The sequence below is a fragment of the Christiangramia flava JLT2011 genome, assembly GCF_001951155.1.
GTDB lineage: Bacteria > Bacteroidota > Bacteroidia > Flavobacteriales > Flavobacteriaceae > Christiangramia > Christiangramia flava.
In genome coordinates this window covers 978468-1000290 of record NZ_CP016359.1, presented here as the reverse complement: position 1 = coordinate 1000290, position 21823 = coordinate 978468, and the positions used below count along the sequence as shown (strand labels likewise).

Below are 21823 nucleotides of genomic sequence, written 5' to 3'. Positions count from 1 at the left end.
ATTAATGATGAAGAGATATGTTTTTTTAGTGGTAATTTTGACGGTGACTGTCGGGATGGCTCAAAATGAAATTGATACGACCTACCGACCAAAGACGTATCCCGTTCAGGTGAGGCAGTTCAGAACTTATCCTAATGATACTTCAGATATTATCTTTTTGGGAAATAGTATCACTGCAAGAGCACATTGGAATGAATTGCTCCAAATTCCAAAGGCTAGAAATAGAGGTATTTCTGGTGATACGACTTTTGGAATACTAGAAAGACTCGATGAAGTCACCGAAGGTCATCCAGCTAAAGTATTTCTTTTAATCGGTATCAATGATATATCTCGCAACTTCCCCGATGAAATCATTCTTCAAAATTATAGAAAAATTATCCATCGTATTCAGAAAGAATCGCCCGAAACAAAGATCTATATTGAAACAATTCTACCGGTAAATGCTTTGTTTGAGGTCTACGAACGGCATTACCATAAGGATGAGCATATTATCCATATTAATAAAGAGCTGAAGAAACTGGCAAGGCAGACTAGTGTTACACTAATTAATATTTACCCCGAATTTCTGGATGCTCAGGGACGCTTAGATCCCGATTATACGGATGAAGGGTTGCATCTGAATGAAAATGGTTATCTAAAATGGGCCGATATTCTAAAGCCTTACTTAGTAAATATTGATAAGAAGTAAAGTAGGCTTGTAAAAGATTTTGAGAAAAAACCTGACGATGCATGTTACATAATTTACATTTCTAAATAATTTCTTAAATTTGAAATAATATATACTTTTTGGCTTAATCTATTTTGTTGGGGTTTTGGTATCAAGTATATGATGTTGAGGGTTTGGAGGTGGTAAACCCTCTAATTATGAATTCGTGTAATAGGGGTATTGCCAGAATTCAACCTAAGGGTGAGCCCTGCCTCACCCTTTTTTTTTTAACAAATGTTTGGGCTTATTTAATAGTATTAAACTCTTTAAATTATTAGCTTTCAGAGTATTTAATTTTTTAGTTTCAATAAATAATTGAATAACTATGGATGAGTTGATAATTATTGCAGGTTTGACATTAGGTTTAATTATTGGCGCAACCATTATCTATCTCAATTCTATGGAAATTGAAGATTAGGTTAAGGCTTAACAGCGTAAGGCAATGCACATGCATTGCCTTTTTTCCTTTACTAAATAATTATTCATGCAACCCTTAGCTGATTTATAGCAATTGCCCTACGAGATGGTACATTGATTCGAAAAAAGGTGAATCAAAGCATACCGGCATACTTTGATTTTTATAATCGGCAATTAGAGGATTTTCATTTACCGGATGAAAATAATTAGTCCACAGCGGATATAAGCGAATTACAAGACCAATTTCATAAGGTTCTTATTGATTTAATGGAATTAAGTCTTTCTACAAATAAATTAGTTCATAAACCTGGAAGTACATATCCAACCATACAATAAAAATTAAATTGTGTTATAAAGGAACGCTCACAACGCAAGAAAGAAAGTTAAAAGGATATGGCTCAAAGGGGAATAAAGGGGTGAAACCTATTAAATTAAGTCATCATATTAATGCTTTCACCAATCCAACTATTCCAATTATTGCACAGGAAAATCCTGAGTTTGAAATTTCTGCTACGTGGGGATTAGTTCCATTTTGGGGTAAGAAGAATCCAAGTGAATTCTTAGCTAAAAATTCTTATACATTTGAATGCTAGGGGGGAAGATTTTTGGGAGACTAAATCTTATAAGAATTATATACAGGAGGGTAGATGCCTAATTTTATTTGACGGGTTTTATGAACCTCATACTATTGGTAAAAAAAAGCAAGCTTACTAATATTGAAGCAATGCAAACTAAAATAATTAAAAAGCTAATTATATTTTCCACCTTTTTATCATCCATTATAATCAGATCTATATCTACTATTAGTAAACCTATAAGTATATATTCTCACAATGTAAAGATGTTATCAAAACTAACAATTAGTTAATTGTATAAAAATTATGATACCTGTTTACAGGAACATTTTAATTTCATTAATGGAACTTAAACATTGATGGAAAAAATAGAACAACTCGAGCCTTATAATTTGAAAGAAATCGTTATTACTATTCCCGCAAGGAATGAAGAGAAAACTATTTTAAAAACTCTGGAATCAATTAAAACACAAGAGCCTATAGACAAGGAATTTCTGGTAATAGTGTTTTGTAATGGATGCTCTGATAGCACTGTCAATCTCTGCAATCAATTTAAAAGTACAAATCCGACCTTTCCCATCGAAATCCTTATTAGTAATGAAGATTTTATCAATAATGTGGGAATAGCCAGAAAAATTTTAATGGATTATGCGAGTAATAAAATCAAAGGGAGTGGATGGATTATAATGACTGATGCTGATACGGTTTTTCATTCCAGTTGGTTGGCGGCTTATAATCAATTATTGAAAACTAATTTTGATTTAATTTGTGGGATAATCATTCCACAAACAGATAAGCTATCTACCCTACAGCTTAAGTACATTAAGCTTACCCGTACATATTTAGAATATGTAGCGAAACTCCAGAGAGAATTATATGCCATTGATATTGAGGGAGGGCCTGATCATTCGCATAATTCTGGACCTAATATGGCTATTAGAGGAAAGGTTTACAAAAAGATAGGGGGAATACCTCCGTTAGCATGTTTGGAAGATATTGCATTATATAATCGTGTTTTAGAATCGGGTTTGCGTATAAAACATTCTCATTCCCCCATTTCTTTCACTTCCGCTAGAATTAATTCTAGAGTACGAGGTGGTTTTGGGGATGAATTAAGGAATGTCGAAAATTGCATCAGTAAGAAAGTAGAGGGAGTCCAGGGGCTAATTTCGAAGTTTGAGGCTATGAGTGAAATAAAGGACAGATATCAGCATCGGGATTACTACGATTTAGAAGCATTAAGCTCCAAACTATGTATAAGTTCAGCGAAATTAAAGGATTTGTTTAGCACCTATAAAACTTACCAAGGAATCAATCTACAAATTGATTGCTATTTACAATCAAATAAAGATTGGAATTACAAATATCCAAAGATTCAATTAGAGAAAGCAATCGGCCAGTTTGATTACTATTATCGTTTTTCCCAAACTACGATTTCATACAATTCAGAGCGATACATAGATCGCAACCTGTAATTTGTGCTGAAATTTTCATCAAATATCATGTGAACCTCTCGTCCAGTGAGTGAATAACTTGCCACATATGGTGTCCAATGAACCATCACAAAATGACCTTTTATCACTAAACTTCTATCAATCTTAGAAAGAATTTTTAGAAGCGTTTCTTTATTAAAATAATAACCTACTTCGGAAAATATTATCAGGTCATATTGTCCATCGGGAAAATAAGATTTTAGATCTCCTATAGTAAAATTTATATTTTTTAATTCTTTGCATCTCGATTTTGCAGCATTCAGTACCTTTTGGTTATGATCGAAAGCGAGCAATTTTTTACATTTAGTGCTTATCAATTTTGTTAGAACGCCGTTTGAACAACCAATTTCCAATGCATTATTGTAATAGTTATTGGGCAATGATTTGATAGTTTGTTCATATTTATCTTTTTCATACGTACTTGTCTCAAAATTCCAAGGGTCGTCCGTCTGATCATAGATCTTATCGAAATATTCTTCTGGAACATTAGGTTTCTCCAATTTAGGGAAGAAATAATATTCGTAATTTCCCATAAAAGGTTTCAACAATTTAGAAGTTAGTCGAAAACCATTATGGTCGTCTTTAATCAAATTAGTTGTCTGACTTCTATGTTGAAAGATTGCACGTTTTTTATAAGAAAAAACGTCTTCTATATTTAATTTGTATGGCAAAATTTCATCCGTTTCAGGCCAATCGGAATCTATACCTTTATTCCATAACCATATCGGGTATTCAATTGTTTGAATATGCTCTGGAAGAATTTTTCTAACTAATTCATTGGTGGCAATATGATCGATATGATGATCTCTTCTCCAGGGCATAAGAACCGTTTTAATATTCTTACTTGAAAAGATCTTGTTAAAGAGTTTAGCGTTTCTTTTAAACTGATTGTATGAATTTTTAATATTACCGTCTCCACAATTTAAAAAATAGACATTAGAATTCTTCACTCCTAGTATTTTACATGCGTCCATTGCTTCTTGCTGTCGCAGCATTCCTAAAATATCTGGTGGATAAATCCTTGAATTAGTATGACTTTTTTCCCCATTGGTAACGAATATAACATAGACATCAGAATGAGAATTGGTTAATGATTTAATAAGGCCCCCGCAACCCAAACTTTCGTCATCAGGATGAGGAGAAAAGATCACACAATTTCCCAGATCTTCAGCAATTTTTTGTTTGTTAAAGTCTGGTGCGTTTTTTAATTCTTCTGCTGTATATTTCATTCCATTGTTTGGTTAACGCCATAAAGACCAATATTATGAGAAACCATATCCGGATTAGGCTGTCTCACATAAACCATTAAATCTCTCAGTTTTTGTTCTACAGGATGTCCATTCATGTATGCTGGAAGACCGATGGATTTAGTGGAAAGCAGCAATATTTTTTCGCAAATAGTAGTAGTGACATTTCTCATCATATTACTAAAGTCAACTATTTCGGGAGAGCTATAACGGTTAGCATTGCCGTAGACTTCTTTAGCTTTATTAATCCAAAGTTTTCCGGTCTCGATTTCTACTCTCATCTGTGAAATCCGATCCAGTTGTTGAGAATTTTCATGCCTCCCTTTTCTTCTTAAATGTTCTATTGTTTCTTCATACAAAGAGGTGGCACCTCCAATTTGTGCAGCACAAAAACGGATGGAGCCTCCAGAAAACCATGGTTGTAGTTCATAATCATTAGGGTTTCCTAGTTGTACATTCTTTTCTATGTGATAATTTGTAAAAGTAAGCTCCGTGCTTCTGGAGTTTTCCATTCCCATTGCCTGCCAGAATGCATAATTTTCCTGAACAGAAGTCCTAGAATTTATTGGTACTACCGCCATTTGTCTATTGCTACTCGAGCCATAGGTGACGATAGCATAATCAATCCTATATCCTCCAGAACAGAATATTTTGGAACCATTTAATTCCATTTTTGTCTCAGTAAATGAGGCTTTCAGTGGATTTTTGGGAGCATCTGTATTCCACACGCCAAAAATTTTTCCCTTTGAAACTTCATTGAAATAAAATGCTCTTTGAGATTCAGTCCCAAAATCCTTAATCAGCTTGATGGCATTAACATGTCCTTCGTATACTCTAGCTACTGACAAGTCTGTTTTACCGAAATGAAATAATAGGTTGAAAAGATTCTGAGACCAGGAGTATAAATCATCATTAGGGGGGATAGCTGTAACTAAGTAATTGTTGCTGCTTAGAAAAGTTGTAAGTTTATCAATGAAGTTTTTTTGCCCATTAAACCTACTTACAATTCTTTCTAATTCTGCAGTATGTTTCATAGGCAATTTTTTTAATAAAAATAGAGGAAAGCGGTCGCCATAATAGTTAAGAGCATACTAAAAATGTCGGAAATTTAATCCTTAGTTTTATTAGAAATTGAGTTCATCTCCAATAACTTACTAGGATAATAGCCATATTTGTTTTTAAATATTTTAGAAAAATAGCTTCTACTAGTTAATCCTATTCGATATACAATGTCAGAAATTGTAGTTTTTCCCTCATTGATATGATTCCAAGCATATTTTAGCCTATAATTTTTCAAATACTCATTAATCGTCTGTCCTTCGCAAATTTTAAATAGGTGTTGTAAGGAATTAATAGGTAAATTGATTTGATATGCAATTTCCTGGATTCTTTTTATTGTATGAAAATTGGCTTCAATGTAATTTTTAGCTTCTTGTAACTTATTATATTCATAGGAAGAAATTCCCTGTAGCTGTAGGTCACTTTTTCTATTAAAACTACTTTGTGCCATGGAGATAATCTCCAGAACTTTGGCCTGGACATATATCTGTCTTCCTGAATTGAAGCGATTTATTTTGGCTAGTTCTTGTCCAATTCTAATTAAACTTTGATTGCAACTTTCCTCAATCACTAATTTGTCTGAATGCGGAATTTTGACTAGTTGCGAATAAAGAGGGAATGGAGTATGATGTCTTGATTTTTTTTTCTTAAAAATTTGAATATAGCTGTATTGGAAATTACAATTTATTGGTGGGATGAAAGAAATCTTGGAATTCTGTAAAGGATTGAAAATTAACTGCTGATATGGGTATAAAACTTTTATTTCCTGCTCAGGTACAAAGTATAATTGACCTACAAAAGATTGAAATAAGTTAAAGGGCCAACCTTTGGGGAAATTAAAGGTGATTTTGATTGATTGATTTATTTTTCCAGTCCACCTATAATAATTTAATTCTTCATTTAGCTTATAAAATTCAATTACACCAGTGCCAAGGTCTTGTGGTAAATTAAAGATCTTAAAATTTTCCTCTTCTTTATAAATATCTCGCTCGGAAGATAATGAATCAAAAATGCACGAATTTCCCTCTATTTCGAAAGAAAAGGTTTTCATCATTTTTAAGGATTGGTTGGTATTTAAAGTTGCTAACTTTTATAAAAAAATGGAAGTTGTTGATATTGAAAAAAATTATAATGGATTAAAACGAAATTATTATTCTTTCAATTTTTCATGGTTAATTACACCTAATTTTTTAATATAAAATGATTATATTTAAATGACGATTGTAAAAGATTCTAAATCGGTCTATTATGCGGTTACTTATTTCGATAGATAAGATCAAAAGGTTACTAAAAATAGGCGTTGCCAGGGAGGTTCATGGTCCCTTCGCGCCCACAGAAAAAGCCTCACAGAAATGTGAGGCTTTTTTATTTACCTGATTTTGTGATTGTAGTTTATACCTTAAAGTCGAATCCTTTCGCCTTTTTCTTTTCGTACTTCTCATGGTCGAATTGGTGAAGAAAAGAACCCTTTCGTGACGAGCTCATATCTTTCTCCTCCAGTTTGATGAGAATATCCATTGAGTTGATCTTGTTAATGAAATTTCTTTTGTCCAGCTTTTCATCCAGAATAGACTCATAGAGCTTCTGTAACTGGCGCATGGTAAATTTTGGAGGTAATAGCTCAAAGCCGATCGGTTCCTTAGAAGTACGGTAGCGCAATCTGCTAATCGCATGTTTAACCATGCTGTTATGGTCGAAGATCAGTTCCGGAGCTTCGGCGATACTAAACCATTGCGCGCTGTATTGCTCAATAAGTTCCTCATTGTGTTCCTGGATATTGATCAGTGCAAAATAAGCTACAGAAATAGTACGCTGTGCGGGATCACGATCTATTTTACTGTAGGAGTGCAGCTGTTCCATGTACACGTTGTTGATCCCGGTAAGGTTTTCAAGAATTCGGTTGGCGGCTTCGTCGAGGTTTTCGTTTTTCTTTAAAAAGCCACCCATCAGGGACCATTTACCTTTTTCAGGTTCAAAATCCCTTTTGATCAGGAGAATTTTCAAATCTTCTTCATCAAATCCGAAAATGATACAATCTACCGCGAGTAGTACTTTGTCTTCGGAAGAATAACTATCTATCATGAAATGTGTAATATTAGAGAGGAAAGTCGCTTGAAAGAGCAGCTTTCGATCTTACGAAGTTAACTAATTCGATTTAATGAAACAGATTTTGTAGCTTAACAAGCGGCCAACAGCTATATTTTAATTAAAATTTAGAATTAACCTTAATCTCAATACTCAAAATGTCAAAAAACTGTGTGATCATTGGCGGCGGAATTATTGGTCTTTGTACGGCCTATTACCTTCATAAGGAGGGGCACCATGTGCAGGTGTTGGAAAAGGGGAATATGGACGGCGGTGCCTCTTACGTAAATGCCGGTTATATCACCCCGAGCCACATTATTCCTTTGAGTTCGCCTGGGATTATTGCCAAAGGACTGAAGTGGATGCTGAATAGCCGGAGCCCGTTTTACGTGAAACCAAGGCTGAACGGACAGTTTTTAAAGTGGGCCTGGAGTTTTAAGAAATCTGCCAATTTTCCGAAGGTGCAGAAGTCGGTTCCGGTGATCCGCGATATCAATCTCCTGAGTCGGGAATTATATGAAGATATGAAGAAAGCCCAGGAATTTCCTTTTGCTTACGAACGCAACGGCCTGCTTATGTGCTACCAGACGAGCAAGGGGGAGCAGGATGAAGCCAGTATTGCGGAAATGGCCGAAAGAGAGGGTATGAAAGTGATGCATCTCACCAGCGAAAATCTTCAAAATCAGTTTCCTGATGCTCATTACAACGTGCGGGGCGCGTGGTATTACGATTGCGATGCACACATGACGCCCAATGAATTTATGAAGCAACTGAAGAATTATCTCCTCCGAAGCGGTGTGAAAATTCATACAGGTACGGAAGTGACTAATTTTAATTTTTCGGGTGACCGGATCAGTGAAGTGAAAAGCGGGGATAAAAAATGGCAGGCAGATGAAGTCATTCTGGCTGCCGGTTCTTGGTCTCCAGTACTGGCCCGCCAGTTAGGTCTCAAGATTTTAGTGGAGGCGGGCAAGGGCTACAGTTTTAATGTGTACCGGGATACTGGTATAAAATTACCTTCGATCCTGGTCGAAGCCAAGGTGGCCGTTACTCCTATGCATGGATTTACGAGGTTTGCAGGAACCATGGAACTGGGTGGGATCAATAATATCGTAAATCCGGTTAGGGTGAATGCGATTGCAGATGCAGCAGAAAATTATTTTTCCGGTTTAAAAATCTCCTCTACGGAAAAGGAAAGTGTGAGCACCGGTCTGCGACCCTGCTCCCCAGATGGGCTACCTTATATTGGTCGTTCAGCCAAATGGAAAAATCTCAGTATTGGTACAGGTCATGCTATGATGGGGTGGAGTTTGGGCCCGGCGACCGGAAAACTGATTTCCGAGATTATCGATAACAAAAAACCTTCTCTGGACCTTCAGCCATTCCAACCGGAGCGGAAATTTTAGTCATTTTTCTTTTTTGAGTTAATAATACTTCCAATGCGGTTCAAGTACTGCGAAATTTGGAACATGCTTTGTTTCCAGTATGTTAGGTTAATTACGAAAAAAGGAGGTGAATATGATGAAAAAAAATGATCAATGAATTAATAGATGGAAAACTATTTGTTTAATCATTGAATTAGCCTAACAAAAAGCCGGAGCAGTCCTCCGGCTTTGTTGATTTATTGAATTCGGCTGCTTTCATCTTCCAGGCCTGTTTTACGATCCCTGGCTTTTTTGATCTGCTGGCTCCCGAAATTATAGCTGAGGCTAAAAACGATATTTCTTGAATCGCTACCTCCCTGACCCTGAATATATAAATTTCCGTACCTCGTATTACCGCGCCATGGGGCAGTATATAAAATATCATTCATCGCGATCTTTGCGCTGAGGTTCTCATCTAAGAATTTTTTCTGAAAAGCGAGGTTTAATGATCCAAGCGCTTTCGTTTGGTAAGTTCCGCCCCAAACCGTTGGGGAACTATACCATCCACTAATCTCCATGCTGATTTCCGCAGGAAGGGCAATCGTGTTTTGGGCATAAAAACTTAAAGTTTCCTGTGAAATTGGCTGAAAGTCTGGGTTGTCTGATTTGTATGAATTGGTGCTTCCATTTAAGCTAACATAAACATTCCACCATTCCTGTAATTTGAATGGCCAGGAAATACCTAAATTCCATACTTCCTGATTTGCGATATTTCGCTCCATTATATAATTTCTTCTTTCACCTTCTGCTTCGGTAATCTGGGCAAAAAAGTCGGAAACGTGGCTGTACGACAGAGAAGTTGTGAACTTGTATTTATAGGTGTGACTTAGTTTTAAATTATTCGTGTATTGCGGCTGAAGAAAAGGATTTCCACGACGATAGGATAACTCATCTATCTTATATTCAAACGGATTTAAAGATTGATAATTCGGCCTTTCGATCCTTCGGCTATAATTAATGGCGAATTGATTGATCCGGTTCAATTGATAGGTAAAACCTCCACTGGGAAAAAGATTGGTATAGTTTCGTTTTACTGTTTGATTCTGATTATTCTGTGCGCTGCTGAGGTTGCCTTCAGAAATGGTTTGTTCCACTCTTAAACCTCCCTGGAAACTCCATTTTGCCCACTTTTTATTGAAAAAAATATATCCGGCATTAATATTTTCACGGTATTCAAATCTATTGCTTCGATCTTTATTTAAACTTTCAATTGAATTCTCGATATCATAAAATTGAAAATTATTGTCTGTTACCACGCTTGAAAATTTAAAACCTGACGCCAGTTTTCCATTTAAAAAATTAGTTTCAAAGTCGGTTTTAGCGGTCCAGACATCGATGTTTGTTGGGGTAAGCTGCCTGGTGATGTTCTGGTTCAATATTTCCATTTCATCACTTCCGTAGTAGATATTCGGTTGAAAAGCATTTCCATCGCGATCGTATTTTCCGTAATCAAGATCAATATTCAGGCTTCGGCCTAGCGTATCACTGTATCGATAATTTAAATTCGTGCTAAGATTTTTGGAAATCGTATGAGACCTGTTATTAGCAATAAGGATCGAATCAAATGAAGTCTCACCAATTTGGCGTATAGGCGTACGCGAATTATTGTCACTGAAAAAATTATTGAAATTCGTCTGTACTATCGCGCCAATGGTACTTTTGTCTGAAGCAAAAAAGTCATAGCCAATTCTGAAATTATTTGAGTTACTATCGAAAACCGAATTGGTTTTTGCGTCAAACTCAATTCCATTCTGTTGCCGCAGTAAATAAAGATAGTTGGTGCTTTTTCCGAAGCGGTTACTATAACTGCCGTAAAGATTATGACCTTTCTCTCTGTTATTGAAACTAAGGCCATTATTAATCCTGGCATAATCTCCAATGGTGAGACTGGAATTCATATTTCCATTCGTTCCCAGACTTTTGTTCTTTTTCAATTTAATATTAATGATCCCGGCATTACCTGCTGCATCATATTTCGAAGATGGCTGGGTAATGATTTCCAGCGATGCAATATCATCTGCCTGTAAACCCTTCAGGAATGATTGCAGGTCATCACCCCTCAGAACTGATGGTTTATCGTTTATGTAAATCTGAACGCCAGCCTTACCTTCTACTATAATCCCACCGGAGTTATCTATCAAAATTCCCGGAGCTTTCCGCAATAATTCAAAGGCATTGGTGCCTGTTGTATTCAAGGTGTTTTCCACGTTGAATACGGTTTTGTCGGCAAGTACCTGGACTATTGGTTTCTCTGCTTCTACCAGGACTTCGTCCAGTGTTTCTTCAGATTGCGTCATGGAGATCTCACCTAGGTTTGTTGTTCCTTTTAACTGGATCTGTTTTTCAAATTTTGCATATCCAATACTGGAAATTTCTAGTTTATAGGATTTGGGTTTTAGGTTTTCCATTAGAAATACCCCTTCGATATTGCTTATAGTTGCCTTGATCAACGTGTCATTCTCTATCGTTTTTAAAAGAATGGTCGCCCCAGCCAGGGGCTGGTTTGAATCGTCTTTGACAGATCCGGTAATTGAAAGTTCCTGTGCCTGGCTAATTGAATAGGCAAAGAAAAGCAAGATGAGTAATGTTCGTTTCATGATTTGAATATTTAAAGCAAACTTCAGGCTTTACATTTTCGTCGGAAATAAAAATCTGCTGAACTGGTACAAAGAGGGGCTGAATTGACTCCGGACCATTCGACTGCTTATAGGTCCGTTCATCTGAATTTAAAAGAAACTTGCAATTGACTATCCTATTTTTACTCTTGTAAAAAATTGAATTATGGCTATTTTGGTACTGATGTTTCTGGAATGGATTACCCGAATTATAATTGGTTGAGGAGATGAACGCTTATTTAAAAAAAAGGAGGATATTAGAGTGTCTGGCAATTTTTGTCTTTTACATTTTCTTTTCATCTCTATATTATCTAACACTTTTTGTTAACCAGGGTTCTTTACAGAGTCAAGGGTTCTGGGCTATTTTCAGTCTAAGAAGTTACTGGGGCACAGCGGGGATGCAGTATTTTTTATTCTTCCTGGCAACGCTACCTCTATGGTTCCTGATTTTTCGAATTTTAGCAAATAAGCCATTGCTCCTTCGTCTGGCAGCGCTATTTATTCTTATTGTACCACTATTGTATCTTATAAGGTTTATCCATTATTCCATTAATGACTATAGGGGGTGGGGACATCTTCAGGGTACGGGAATGGTTTGGGATATTTATATACCCGGCTTGTTTATGATGATCCAGTTCGGTTTTCTTTTCGCTTATGAGCATTACCGGGAAAATCAGAAGAAATTACTGGTTGAGGGAGAGCTTAGGCAGGCGGCTTTAAAAAGCGAGCTAAGTGCGATCAAAGCACAATTGAATCCGCACTTTTTGTATAATGTATTCAATACCATCAACGCCTCTGTTCCTGCTGAAAATGAAAAAACAAGGCAACTTATAGCCGAGCTGTCTGATCTTTTTCGTTATCAGCTTCAGGCAACTAAAGAAGATCTCGTTCCGCTTCGGGATGAAATCTCTTTCGTAAAAAAATATCTGGATCTTGAAAAAGCCCGTTTTGAAGAGAGGTTGAGGGTTGAGATCGATGTGGAAGATGGATTGATGCAGGAAAAAGTGCCGCCTATGATCTTGCAGCCATTAGTTGAAAATAGTGTAAAACATGGATTGAGTTCTTTAATTGATGGTGGAAAAATTACTATTCGGATTTTCAGAAAAGAAGGCAAATTGAAATTTGTTATTTCCGATACCGGCGTGGGAATTCAGAATAAAGAAGCAATTTTTCACTCTGGAATTGGTTTGCAGAATACCCGAAAAAGGCTTCAAAAAATGTATAATTCAACCGTTGAAGTTTCAGATAATGAACCCAGCGGACTCACTATAAGTTTTTCGATATAATGAAAAAAGTAGCGATCATTGATGATGAAAGCGCTGGCAGAAAATTAATTCGAGAGTATCTCGAGGATTTTCCAGATATGATCATTGTTGCGGAAGCCAATAATGGGGTGGACGCGGTTCGGGAAATCAATAAATTTAAGCCCGATCTGGTTTTTATGGATATCCAAATGCCTGGAATGACAGGCTTTGAAGTTTTGACTAGGCTGGAAGAACTTCCACAGATCATTTTTTCTACTGCTTATGATAAGTACGCTTTACAGGCATTTGAAGTACATGCCATCGATTACCTTTTGAAACCCTATACAAAAGAACGCTTCAAGATGGCGCTCAGTCGAATTCCGAATTCTGATGGCAATTCCGGTCTGGCTCCTTTAACCAATAGTTTGCTCATGGATACCACAGATTATCCTGAAAGGATCCTGGTGCAGTTTCAAAAAAAGCTTGTTACCGTAGCTGTTAGCGATATTGTTTGGATCGAAGCATACGGGGATTATTCCAAAATACATGCAGGTGAAGAGGTGTTTGTTTCAAATTACGGGATTTCAATTCTGGAAGAAAAAATGGACCCCAAGATCTTTTTGCGCGTGCATAGATCAGCAATTATAAATTTGGATCAGATCAAGTCTGCTGATAAATATGGAAAAGGTTACCAGCTTTTAATGAAAAATCAGGAAAAAGTAATGGTGAGCAGGGGATACAAGGATAAATTACAGCAATTTATTTTTTAGAAATTCTGGTTGGTTTTTCGAGGATATTATCAGGAAATTTTTAGCTTTGAAATCGAATTGGAGTGTTAGCTCAGTTGGTTCAGAGCATTACCTTGACAGGGTAGGGGTCACTGGTTCGAATCCAGTACACTTCACAAAAAATCTCGCTTATGGCGGGATTTTTTATTTTATTCTGACGGATAATTTTTCTTCTCAATGGAATCAAGCACTCTTTCTAAAGCCATACCCCTGGAGCCTTTTATCAGGAAATAGCAATTTTTGTAATTGATCTCCGAAGTGTGTTTTTTCAGGGCTTCCATGTCCCGGAATTTAAAAGTGGTATTGTTGCTGGTCGTAGTATTCCTGAAATTTTCTCCTAGCAGATAGGCTTCGGAAAAACCTGCATTTTCCACAAAATTCACGATCACCTGGTGCTCGGTGGCGGCAGAGGGTCCCAGTTCGAACATATCACCTAAAATCACGATTTTCTCTTTGGAGGTTTTTAGTTTGCTGAAATTGTCTAATGCGGCCTGCATGCTCGTAGGATTCGCGTTGTAAGCATCCATAATGATCGTGTTGCTGTCACTTTGAATGGTTTGTGAGCGATTATTTCCGGGTTCATAGGAAGCAATGGCCTCTTTTACCGAGTTGAACAGCACTTTGAAATATAAACCAATGCAGATCGCCGCCGCCATATTTTTGGCGTTGTAGTTTCCGGTTAAACGGCTGGTAAATTCGGTTTGATTATAAAAAACCTTTGCCGTAGCATCGCCTTCAGGATATTGAACGGTAATATGGGCATTTTGGTCCTCGCCAAATGTAAAAACATGATTGTAATTGGCGTGTTTTTTCTGAACTTCATCATCCAGATTCAGGAATAGTAATTTGTGCCTTTTTTGAATATCGCGGTATAATTCGGTCTTCGCCTGAATGACACCTTCCAGGCTCCCGAAGCCTTCAAGATGGGCCTTTCCGAAGTTGGTGATATAACCGTAATCCGGATTTGCAATACTGCACAGAAATTCTATTTCCAGCGGATGATTAGCGCCCATTTCGACAATCCCGAATTCCGTTTCCTCGTCCATAGATAAAAGAGTCAATGGAACTCCTATATGGTTGTTGAGGTTGCCTTTGGTGGCTACGGTTTTGAATTTCCTGGAAAGAACGGCGTTGATCAGCTCCTTGGTGGTGGTTTTTCCGTTACTGCCTGTAATGGCCAGAATTGGGATTCCTAGATAATTTCGGTGAAAAATGGCCAGTTTCTGTAGACTCTCCAGGCAGTTCTTCACCAAAATATAATGTTCCTTATCCCTGGCACATTCTTTTTTGTCTACCACGACGTATCGAGCGCCTTTATTTAAGGCTTCTTCCGCGAATAGGTTTCCATTAAAATTATCGCCTTTCAAGGCAAAGAAAATACTGTCTTTTCTGATCTTTCGGGTATCGGTGTCAACGCCCGAGCAAAGCAGGTAGCGTTGATGTAACTGGGCTGTGTTCATAGATTAAAGCTATAAAAAAAGCCCCGAATAAATCAGGGCTTTAAGTATATTTTAAATAAGCGGGCTTATTTGGTATTGCGCGCTGTTTTGTTCTTGTTGAGGGATTTTGAACCTACACGGGACATTGCATTTCTGAATCCGATATAATCGGTTGCCATGTCCTGAGGGAAAAATCTCCTTTGTGCTGGATCCAGCCAGTAAGCTCGATCTCTCCAGCTTCCTCCTTTATACACGCGAACTTCGTTACTGATCAAAGTGGTACGCTCTTCTTTGTCGTAACCTTTGTTCTCCACGGTATCAGTAGAATCACTAATTGTAAAGTTGTCGTAAGTAGGAGAGTTGTACATTCTTTTTGAAGGATCATCTACATCCTGGAAAGGCTGATAATACCTGGAAGAAGACTTGTCTCCATCGCGGTAGTCTCTCTGATCGCTATCAGTGAAATTCGTTCTCATATACGTATCGTCGGCATTAATAGCTTCCTGGGCTATCTCGCCCGGAAGGTTTTTAGCTACCAGCTTCCCGTTGCTTAGGGTGTCATATTCCACGTCATCCACGCCCAGAACTTTTACAGTTCCGTCAGGGTTAATGGCATTTTTGGTGTAAACGTTCCCACGATAGTAGTTAAAATCGTTGAATTCATCATCTACAATCGGTCTGTACACGTCGGCTACCCACTCTGCAACGTTTCCGGCCATATCATAAAGACCAAAATCGTTAGGCTCGTAAGATTTTACTTCCGCAGTAATGTCGGCTCCGTCGTCACTCCATCCAGCGATCCCACCATAATCTCCATCTCCTTGTTTGAAGTTGGCTAACTGGTCGCCCATGTTTTTAACGTCGCCATTACGCGTATACATCCCATCCCATGGATACTTTTTTCTTCCGCGGTAGACATTGTAATTTCTAATTCCTACCAGACCTAAAGCAGCATATTCCCATTCTGACTCGGTTGGAAGGCGATATTCAGGATAGATCATCCCGCTTTCTCTTCCTGGGTAGACCTTTTTGATTGGATTTCCATTTTCGTCGGTATCTTCCAGACGATCCTGAACTTCTTTTCCGTCGATCATTTCAGTATTACCACCGTAGACTTTAGTAGGTGCATTGATATAGGTTGCGGTGTTGAAGGTTGAAGCGGCTTCCGTGCTGTATTTCGCATTTTCTGCAATAAAACCTTCGTCCTCCAACTGTTTTTCATTAACACGATCTGTCCTCCATTTACTAAATTCAGTAGCCTGAATCCAGCTAACGCCTACTACCGGATAATCTGCGTACGCAGGATGTCTCAGGTAATTGGTCACCATGGTTTCGTTATAACCAAGGCGGTTTCTCCAAACAAGTGTATCTGGAAGAGCACCATTATAAATGTTTCGATAATTTTCGTTTGTAGGCGGGAAAACTCTCTTCAGCCAGTCGAGATATTCGAGGTACATTTTGTTGGTCACCTCGGTCTCGTCCATATAAAAAGACTGAACATGTTGCTGAGTTGGCGAGTTGTTCCAATCGTGAAGAGGGTCGTCTGCCACTCTTCCCATCGTGTAGGTTCCTCCTTCCACAAATACCAATCCCGGTGCGGCTTCCTGCTCTTTGTAATCTGAATTAAACTGAAAACCTCCGTCTTTGGAATTGATGTCCCAACCCGTTGCACGAGAGGTGTTTTTATAATTGTTAGAATTATTACAGCTTACGATACCAGCGCCACAAACAACAGCAATAAGGGCTTTTAAAGCTATATTCGATCTCATAGTTTTCCTTTCTTTATGATAGAAATTTAGGCCTTGCAATATACTAATTAACGCTAAATGTACAAGTTTATTTTGTTATTTATAAAACTGCTGAAATTCGTATAACTGTCTGATATATGAAGTGATAACTCGAAAACTTCAGTAACTGAAACTTAGTGTTTTAGGATTTTTTGCGGCATGAAGGAATCGAAGACTTTTCAGGCTGACTATTATTTTGAAGAGCTAGTGGAGGGATTGTACAATAATTTGACTAATTTACAGTTTTACAAAGTGGTGCAAACTGCTGTCTGCCTGTAATCTATGAAAAGCTTGGACCGGTGTGCTCGTGGTATTTTTCCCTGTCAGTTCTTTCTTAACAGGAATATTACTATATATTTGTTTTATCATTAATTAGCATAATGAAGAAAATTACATATCTATTAATCGGAGCTTTTCTGATCTCCGGTTTTTCTATGAAGGCTCAGGAAGAAGATAGAAACAGGGTGATTACTACTGCTGTTCCATTTTTGTTAGTAGCGGCAGATGCTCGTGCTGCGGGTATGGGAGACCAGGGTGTGGCTACTTCCCCAGACGTTTTTTCCCAGCAATGGAACCCTGCAAAATATGCTTTTGCCAGTCGCGAAAATGGTATTTCTGTTTCTTACACTCCTTATTTAAGTGAAATCGTTAATGATATTTTCCTCGGAAGTTTAAACTACTATCATAAACTAGACGACCGCAGTGCGCTGGCAGGGAGCCTTCGCTATTTTAGTCTGGGGTCTATTGAAACAAGACAATACTTCGAGCAAAACCCAATTCTGGTAAACCCGAATGAACTCACGTTCGACCTTTCTTATTCCTTGAAATTGAGCGAACAGGTATCGATGGCGGTGGCTGGTAGGTATTTGCGTTCCGATCTTGGGCTACAGGATGAGGAAGACCTTGGTGCTGCTTCAACCTTTGGAGTCGATGTTGCGGCCTACTATGAAAGTGACCAGATCACTATGAGTAGTTTTGACGGCCAGTGGAGATTGGGTGCGAATATTTCGAATATTGGCCCGAAGATGAAATATGACGATGCCGGGCAGGAAAATTTCATTCCTACCAACCTGAAAATTGGAGGGGGCTTCGATTTTATATTTGATTCTGAAAATAAACTGGGAACTTACCTGGAAGTCAATAAACTGCTGGTTCCAACCCCGCAGGATTTTGATGGCGATGGAGATATTGATGGAGAAGATGACGTAGAGTACAATAGTATTGGTTCCATTGAAGGAATTTTTAAGTCTTTTGGAGATGCTCCTGATGGATTTTCAGAAGAGCTAAAAGAATTTACTTTGGCTCTGGGAGCAGAATACTGGTATCGTGAAAAATTCGCGCTTCGCGCAGGATATTTCAACGAAAGCGATCAAAAAGGTTTCCGTAAATTCTTTTCCCTGGGAGCAGGGTTTGCCTACCAATCGGTTGTCATTGATGCTTCTTACCTTTTTAATACTTCCAGTGTGCCAAGCCCGTTAGAAGGAACCTTACGCTTTGGATTGAGCTTCAATTTCGGAGATAACTACGCGAATTAAGACATACTCTTAAAAGTATCTTATCGGTATTGGAAAACGCTAAGCTTTCCGTTACCTTGTATTTCCAATAAAAGTATATGAAACCACTTACGATAACTTCCCGCCTGGAAGTTTACGATTCTCTGGACGAATTACCGGAACATATTCAGTCGCTTATGAAACAGGCGATCGAAACCCGAAATACGGCCTATGCGCCTTATTCCAGTTTCCAGGTTGGCGCTGCGATGAAATTAGATAATGGCCAGGTGGTGGTTGGAAGTAACCAGGAAAATGCCTCGTATCCGTCGGGTCTTTGTGCCGAGCGTACGGCTGTGTATGCCGCGGGGGCCCAATTTCCCGGAGCGCAAATAGAGCACCTGGCTATTTCGGCCAAATCACTGAAACACCAGGTCGTGTCTCCTGTTCCACCATGTGGCGCCTGCAGGCAGGCTTTGGTCGAGTATGAAGTGAAGCAGGAAAAGCCTATTGAGATCTATTTTATGGGGGAAACAGGAAAGGTGGTCAAGGCGGAATCGGTAAAAGATTTACTGCCGTTGGTTTTTGATAATTCCTGTCTATAAGGTTTTCGTAATTATTTTGCTGAAAAACTGTTTTTGATTCTTATTGAAAATAGTATTTTTGTTATCCGCTTGGCAAAACCATTCTGTCTGGCCTTTAAAATAGAGTTTTTAAATGAAGAAAGTTACAAAAGCCACGTATCTGAAGTGGTATGAGGATATGCTGTTCTGGCGCAAATTCGAAGACAAGCTTGCGCAGGTTTACATTCAGCAGAAAGTAAGAGGTTTTTTGCATTTATATAATGGTCAGGAAGCCATTTTGGCTGGAGCATTGCATGCGATGGATACAGATAAGGATCGTATGATCACTGCTTATCGTAACCACGTTCAGCCAATTGGTCTTGGAGTTGATCCCAAGAAAGTGATGGCCGAGCTTTACGGTAAAAAGACCGGGACTTCGATGGGGCTTGGAGGATCCATGCACATTTTCTCAAAAGAACATCGTTTTTATGGTGGTCACGGGATCGTTGGAGGTCAGATTCCTTTAGGAGCTGGATTGGCTTTTGCTGATAAATATTTCAAAAGAGATGCCGTTACCCTTACATTTATGGGGGATGGTGCCGTGAGGCAGGGGTCACTTCATGAAACTTTGAACATGGCCGTAAACTGGAATCTTCCGGTGGTTTTCTGTGTGGAGAACAACGGGTACGCGATGGGAACTTCTGTGGCCCGTACTTCTAAAGATACCGAGATTTGGAAACTGGGGCGTGGCTATGAAATGCCTTGTGGGGCGGTAGATGCGATGAACCCGATTAAAGTGGCGGAAGCTCTTGATGAAGCGATTACTCGAGCTCGTAAAGGTGAAGGACCTACTTTCCTTGAGTTAAAAACATACCGATACAGAGGTCATTCTATGAGTGATGCTCAAAAGTACCGAACCAAAGAGGAAGTCGCAGAATATCAGAAGCTGGATCCTATCACCCAGGTTTTAGACGTGATCAAGGAAAAGAAATACGCTTCAGAAAAAGAAATTAAAGCAATAGAGAAACGCGTTAAAGACAAGGTTTCTGAATGTGAGAAATTTGCCGATGAGTCAGATTTCCCTGATGCAAACGTAATGTATGACGTAGTTTACCAACAGGAGGATTATCCATTCCTGGCGCATAAATTAGACTAATAATATGGCAGAAGTTATCAAAATGCCACGTTTGAGTGACACCATGGAAGAAGGTGTTGTGGCGAAGTGGCTGAAGAAAAAAGGAGATAAAGTAGAAGAAGGAGATATCCTGGCCGAGATCGAAACCGATAAGGCTACGATGGAATTTGAATCTTTCTACGAAGGAACTTTGCTGCATATAGGTGTGGAAGAAGGTGACGGGGCACCCGTTGACGAACTTCTGGCAATTATTGGCGAAGAGGGAGAAGATATTTCTGACCTGATCAACGGTGGTGCTTCGGAAGGTTCTTCTAAAAAGGAGAGTGCCGAAGATGATACCGATAAAGACGAGTCTGAAGACGAAGAAACGGAGGAGGATACTGAAGACGCTTCCGAAGAGGAAAGCGGAGGCGGTGAAATTCCGGAAGGTGTGGAGATCATCAATATGCCGCGTTTGAGCGATACCATGGAAGAAGGTACCGTTGCCTCCTGGTTGAAGCAGGAAGGCGATAAAGTGGAAGAAGGTGATATCCTTGCCGAGATCGAGACCGATAAGGCGACCATGGAATTTGAATCTTTCTATTCCGGAACCCTTTTGAAAATTGGGATCCAGGAAGGCGAAACTGCCAAAGTAGACAGTCTTCTGGCAATCATTGGGCCTGAAGGGACTGATGTTTCCAGTATCAATACTTCCGGTAAAAAGAAAAAAGCCAAAAAAGAATCTGCTAAATCTGAAGCAAAAGAAGAGCAGACAGATGCTGCAGAATCTTCAGAAGATTCGAAAGAGAAATCTTCTTCATCAAACGACGGAAAACGCATTTTTGCTTCTCCGCTAGCCAAAAAAATGGCCGAAGATAAAGGAATCGATCTGTCGAAGGTAGAAGGTTCAGGAGAGAACGGAAGAATCGTTAAAAAAGATATCGAAAACTTCAAAGGAGAAGAAAAACCTGCAGAAGCTAAGAAACAAACCGCAGAACAAACCACTGCTGCCGCTCAGCCATATACTCCGGCAGGAGAAGAGAGTTTTGAGGATGTGAAGAATTCTCAAATGCGTAAGACCATTGCGAAGCGACTGGGAGAATCTAAATTCACCGCGCCGCACTATTATCTTACCATTGAGGTTGACATGGCTAACGCGATGGCTTCAAGGAAATATATCAACGAAATGCCTGATACAAAGGTGTCTTTCAATGATATGGTAATCAAAGCTTCAGCAATGGCGTTGAGAAAACATCCTCAGGTGAACAGCCAGTGGACAGGTGATAATACGCGTATTGCCAAGCACATTCACATGGGTGTGGCAGTAGCCGTAGAAGAAGGTCTTGTGGTGCCGGTATTGAAGTTTGCTGACCAGATGTCGCTTACGCAAATCGGGTCGAACGTAAAAGACCTTGCCGGGAAAGCCCGAAACAAGAAGATCCAGCCGAGCGATATGGAGGGGAGTACCTTTACCGTATCAAACCTGGGAATGTTCGGAATCGTGGAATTCACCAGTATCATTAACCAGCCAAATTCCGCGATCCTTTCAGTGGGAACGATCGTAGAAAAACCGGTGGTGAAAAATGGTGAAATCGTGGTTGGAAATACCATGAAATTGACACTTGCCTGTGATCACAGGACTGTTGACGGTGCAACCGGAGCAGCATTCCTTCAGACGCTTAAAACGTATCTGGAAAATCCCGTGACGATGCTGGCTTAATTTTAAGCCGACTCTATAATTCAAATCCCGCTATTTTGCGGGATTTTTTTATCTTTA

At 38.8% G+C, this 21823-nt stretch carries 18 protein-coding genes and 1 tRNA gene; 12 read left to right on the top strand and 7 right to left on the bottom strand.

Features of this window, described 5'->3' with window-relative positions; translation table 11 throughout:
- The first annotated feature begins 4 nt into the window (after positions 1-4).
- The 4 genes from GRFL_RS04205 (at position 5) to GRFL_RS04190 (ending at position 3173) form a co-directional block, all read left to right on the top strand.
- On the top strand, positions 5-688 hold the full coding sequence (locus GRFL_RS04205) for a GDSL-type esterase/lipase family protein (protein WP_086047653.1): 684 nt from the start codon (positions 5-7) through the stop codon (positions 686-688).
- A 779-nt stretch (positions 689-1467) separates the two neighbouring features.
- Positions 1468-1716 carry an SOS response-associated peptidase family protein gene (locus tag GRFL_RS04200; protein ID WP_083643444.1) on the top strand — a complete coding sequence of 83 codons (249 nt, stop codon included), beginning with the start codon at positions 1468-1470 and terminating at the stop codon, positions 1714-1716.
- Positions 1706-1837: an SOS response-associated peptidase family protein gene (locus GRFL_RS18380; protein WP_158091608.1), complete on the top strand. Its 132-nt coding sequence runs from the start codon at positions 1706-1708 to the stop codon at positions 1835-1837. The genes GRFL_RS04200 and GRFL_RS18380 overlap by 11 nt, the downstream gene beginning before the upstream one ends.
- Positions 1838-2057: 220 nt before the next feature.
- Positions 2058-3173 (top strand): glycosyltransferase family 2 protein, encoded by a 1116-nt coding sequence (locus GRFL_RS04190; protein WP_083643442.1) that lies wholly within the window; start codon positions 2058-2060, stop codon positions 3171-3173.
- Here GRFL_RS04190 and GRFL_RS04185 read toward each other — a convergent pair.
- The 4 genes from GRFL_RS04185 to GRFL_RS04165 form a co-directional block, all read right to left on the bottom strand.
- Positions 3110-4420 (bottom strand): bifunctional PIG-L family deacetylase/class I SAM-dependent methyltransferase, encoded by a 1311-nt coding sequence (locus GRFL_RS04185; RefSeq protein ID WP_083643441.1) that lies wholly within the window; start codon positions 4418-4420, stop codon positions 3110-3112. The two genes, GRFL_RS04190 and GRFL_RS04185, sit on opposite strands and share 64 nt — an antisense overlap.
- Complete coding sequence (locus GRFL_RS04180) at positions 4417-5472, bottom strand: acyl-CoA dehydrogenase family protein (protein ID WP_083643440.1); 1056 nt, start codon at positions 5470-5472, stop codon at positions 4417-4419. The genes GRFL_RS04185 and GRFL_RS04180 overlap by 4 nt, the downstream gene beginning before the upstream one ends.
- 74 nt (positions 5473-5546) lie before the next feature.
- On the bottom strand, positions 5547-6551 hold the full coding sequence (locus GRFL_RS04175) for a helix-turn-helix domain-containing protein (protein ID WP_083643439.1): 1005 nt from the start codon (positions 6549-6551) through the stop codon (positions 5547-5549).
- A 338-nt stretch (positions 6552-6889) separates the two neighbouring features.
- Positions 6890-7579, bottom strand: coding sequence for an NUDIX hydrolase (locus GRFL_RS04165; RefSeq protein WP_083643437.1), 690 nt, complete (start codon positions 7577-7579; stop codon positions 6890-6892).
- A gap of 161 nt (positions 7580-7740) precedes the next feature.
- Here GRFL_RS04165 and GRFL_RS04160 point away from each other — a divergent pair, with 161 nt between their 5' ends.
- Positions 7741-8988 (top strand): NAD(P)/FAD-dependent oxidoreductase, encoded by a 1248-nt coding sequence (locus tag GRFL_RS04160; protein ID WP_083643436.1) that lies wholly within the window; start codon positions 7741-7743, stop codon positions 8986-8988.
- A gap of 215 nt (positions 8989-9203) precedes the next feature.
- Here GRFL_RS04160 and GRFL_RS04155 read toward each other — a convergent pair whose 3' ends face one another.
- A complete protein-coding gene (locus GRFL_RS04155) occupies positions 9204-11603 on the bottom strand; it encodes a TonB-dependent receptor (protein WP_083643435.1) in 2400 nt (799 codons plus the stop codon).
- Positions 11604-12019: 416 nt separating this feature from the next.
- Between GRFL_RS04155 and GRFL_RS04150 the strand changes: the two genes are divergently transcribed.
- From GRFL_RS04150 to GRFL_RS04140, 3 genes are all read left to right on the top strand, one after another.
- Positions 12020-12907, top strand: coding sequence for a sensor histidine kinase (locus GRFL_RS04150; protein ID WP_236995875.1), 888 nt, complete (start codon positions 12020-12022; stop codon positions 12905-12907).
- Positions 12907-13635 carry a LytR/AlgR family response regulator transcription factor gene (locus GRFL_RS04145; RefSeq protein WP_083643433.1) on the top strand — a complete coding sequence of 243 codons (729 nt, stop codon included), beginning with the start codon at positions 12907-12909 and terminating at the stop codon, positions 13633-13635. The genes GRFL_RS04150 and GRFL_RS04145 overlap by 1 nt, the downstream gene beginning before the upstream one ends.
- A 59-nt stretch (positions 13636-13694) precedes the next feature.
- Positions 13695-13769, top strand: a tRNA-Val gene (locus GRFL_RS04140).
- A 33-nt stretch (positions 13770-13802) separates the two neighbouring features.
- Here the strand turns inward: GRFL_RS04140 and GRFL_RS04135 are convergent.
- Both GRFL_RS04135 and gldJ read right to left on the bottom strand, forming a co-directional pair.
- Positions 13803-15113: a UDP-N-acetylmuramoyl-tripeptide--D-alanyl-D-alanine ligase gene (locus GRFL_RS04135; protein ID WP_083643432.1), complete on the bottom strand. Its 1311-nt coding sequence runs from the start codon at positions 15111-15113 to the stop codon at positions 13803-13805.
- A 65-nt stretch (positions 15114-15178) separates the two neighbouring features.
- Entirely contained in the window at positions 15179-16861 is a 1683-nt protein-coding gene (gene gldJ / locus GRFL_RS04130) for a gliding motility lipoprotein GldJ (protein ID WP_083643431.1), read from the bottom strand.
- A 398-nt stretch (positions 16862-17259) separates the two neighbouring features.
- Here gldJ and porV point away from each other — a divergent pair, with 398 nt between their 5' ends.
- The 4 genes from porV to GRFL_RS04110 all read left to right on the top strand — a co-directional run bounded on the left by porV (position 17260) and on the right by GRFL_RS04110 (position 21766).
- Positions 17260-18414, top strand: coding sequence for a type IX secretion system outer membrane channel protein PorV (porV, locus tag GRFL_RS04125; RefSeq protein WP_083643430.1), 1155 nt, complete (start codon positions 17260-17262; stop codon positions 18412-18414).
- Between the two features lie 77 nt (positions 18415-18491).
- Entirely contained in the window at positions 18492-18974 is a 483-nt protein-coding gene (cdd, locus tag GRFL_RS04120; RefSeq protein ID WP_083643429.1) for a cytidine deaminase, read from the top strand.
- A 112-nt stretch (positions 18975-19086) separates the two neighbouring features.
- Positions 19087-20088: a pyruvate dehydrogenase (acetyl-transferring) E1 component subunit alpha gene (gene pdhA / locus GRFL_RS04115; protein ID WP_083643428.1), complete on the top strand. Its 1002-nt coding sequence runs from the start codon at positions 19087-19089 to the stop codon at positions 20086-20088.
- 4 nt (positions 20089-20092) lie between these two features.
- Positions 20093-21766, top strand: a complete 1674-nt coding sequence (locus GRFL_RS04110) for a pyruvate dehydrogenase complex dihydrolipoamide acetyltransferase (RefSeq protein ID WP_083643427.1) — start codon at positions 20093-20095, stop codon at positions 21764-21766.
- Positions 21767-21823: the final 57 nt, after the last annotated feature.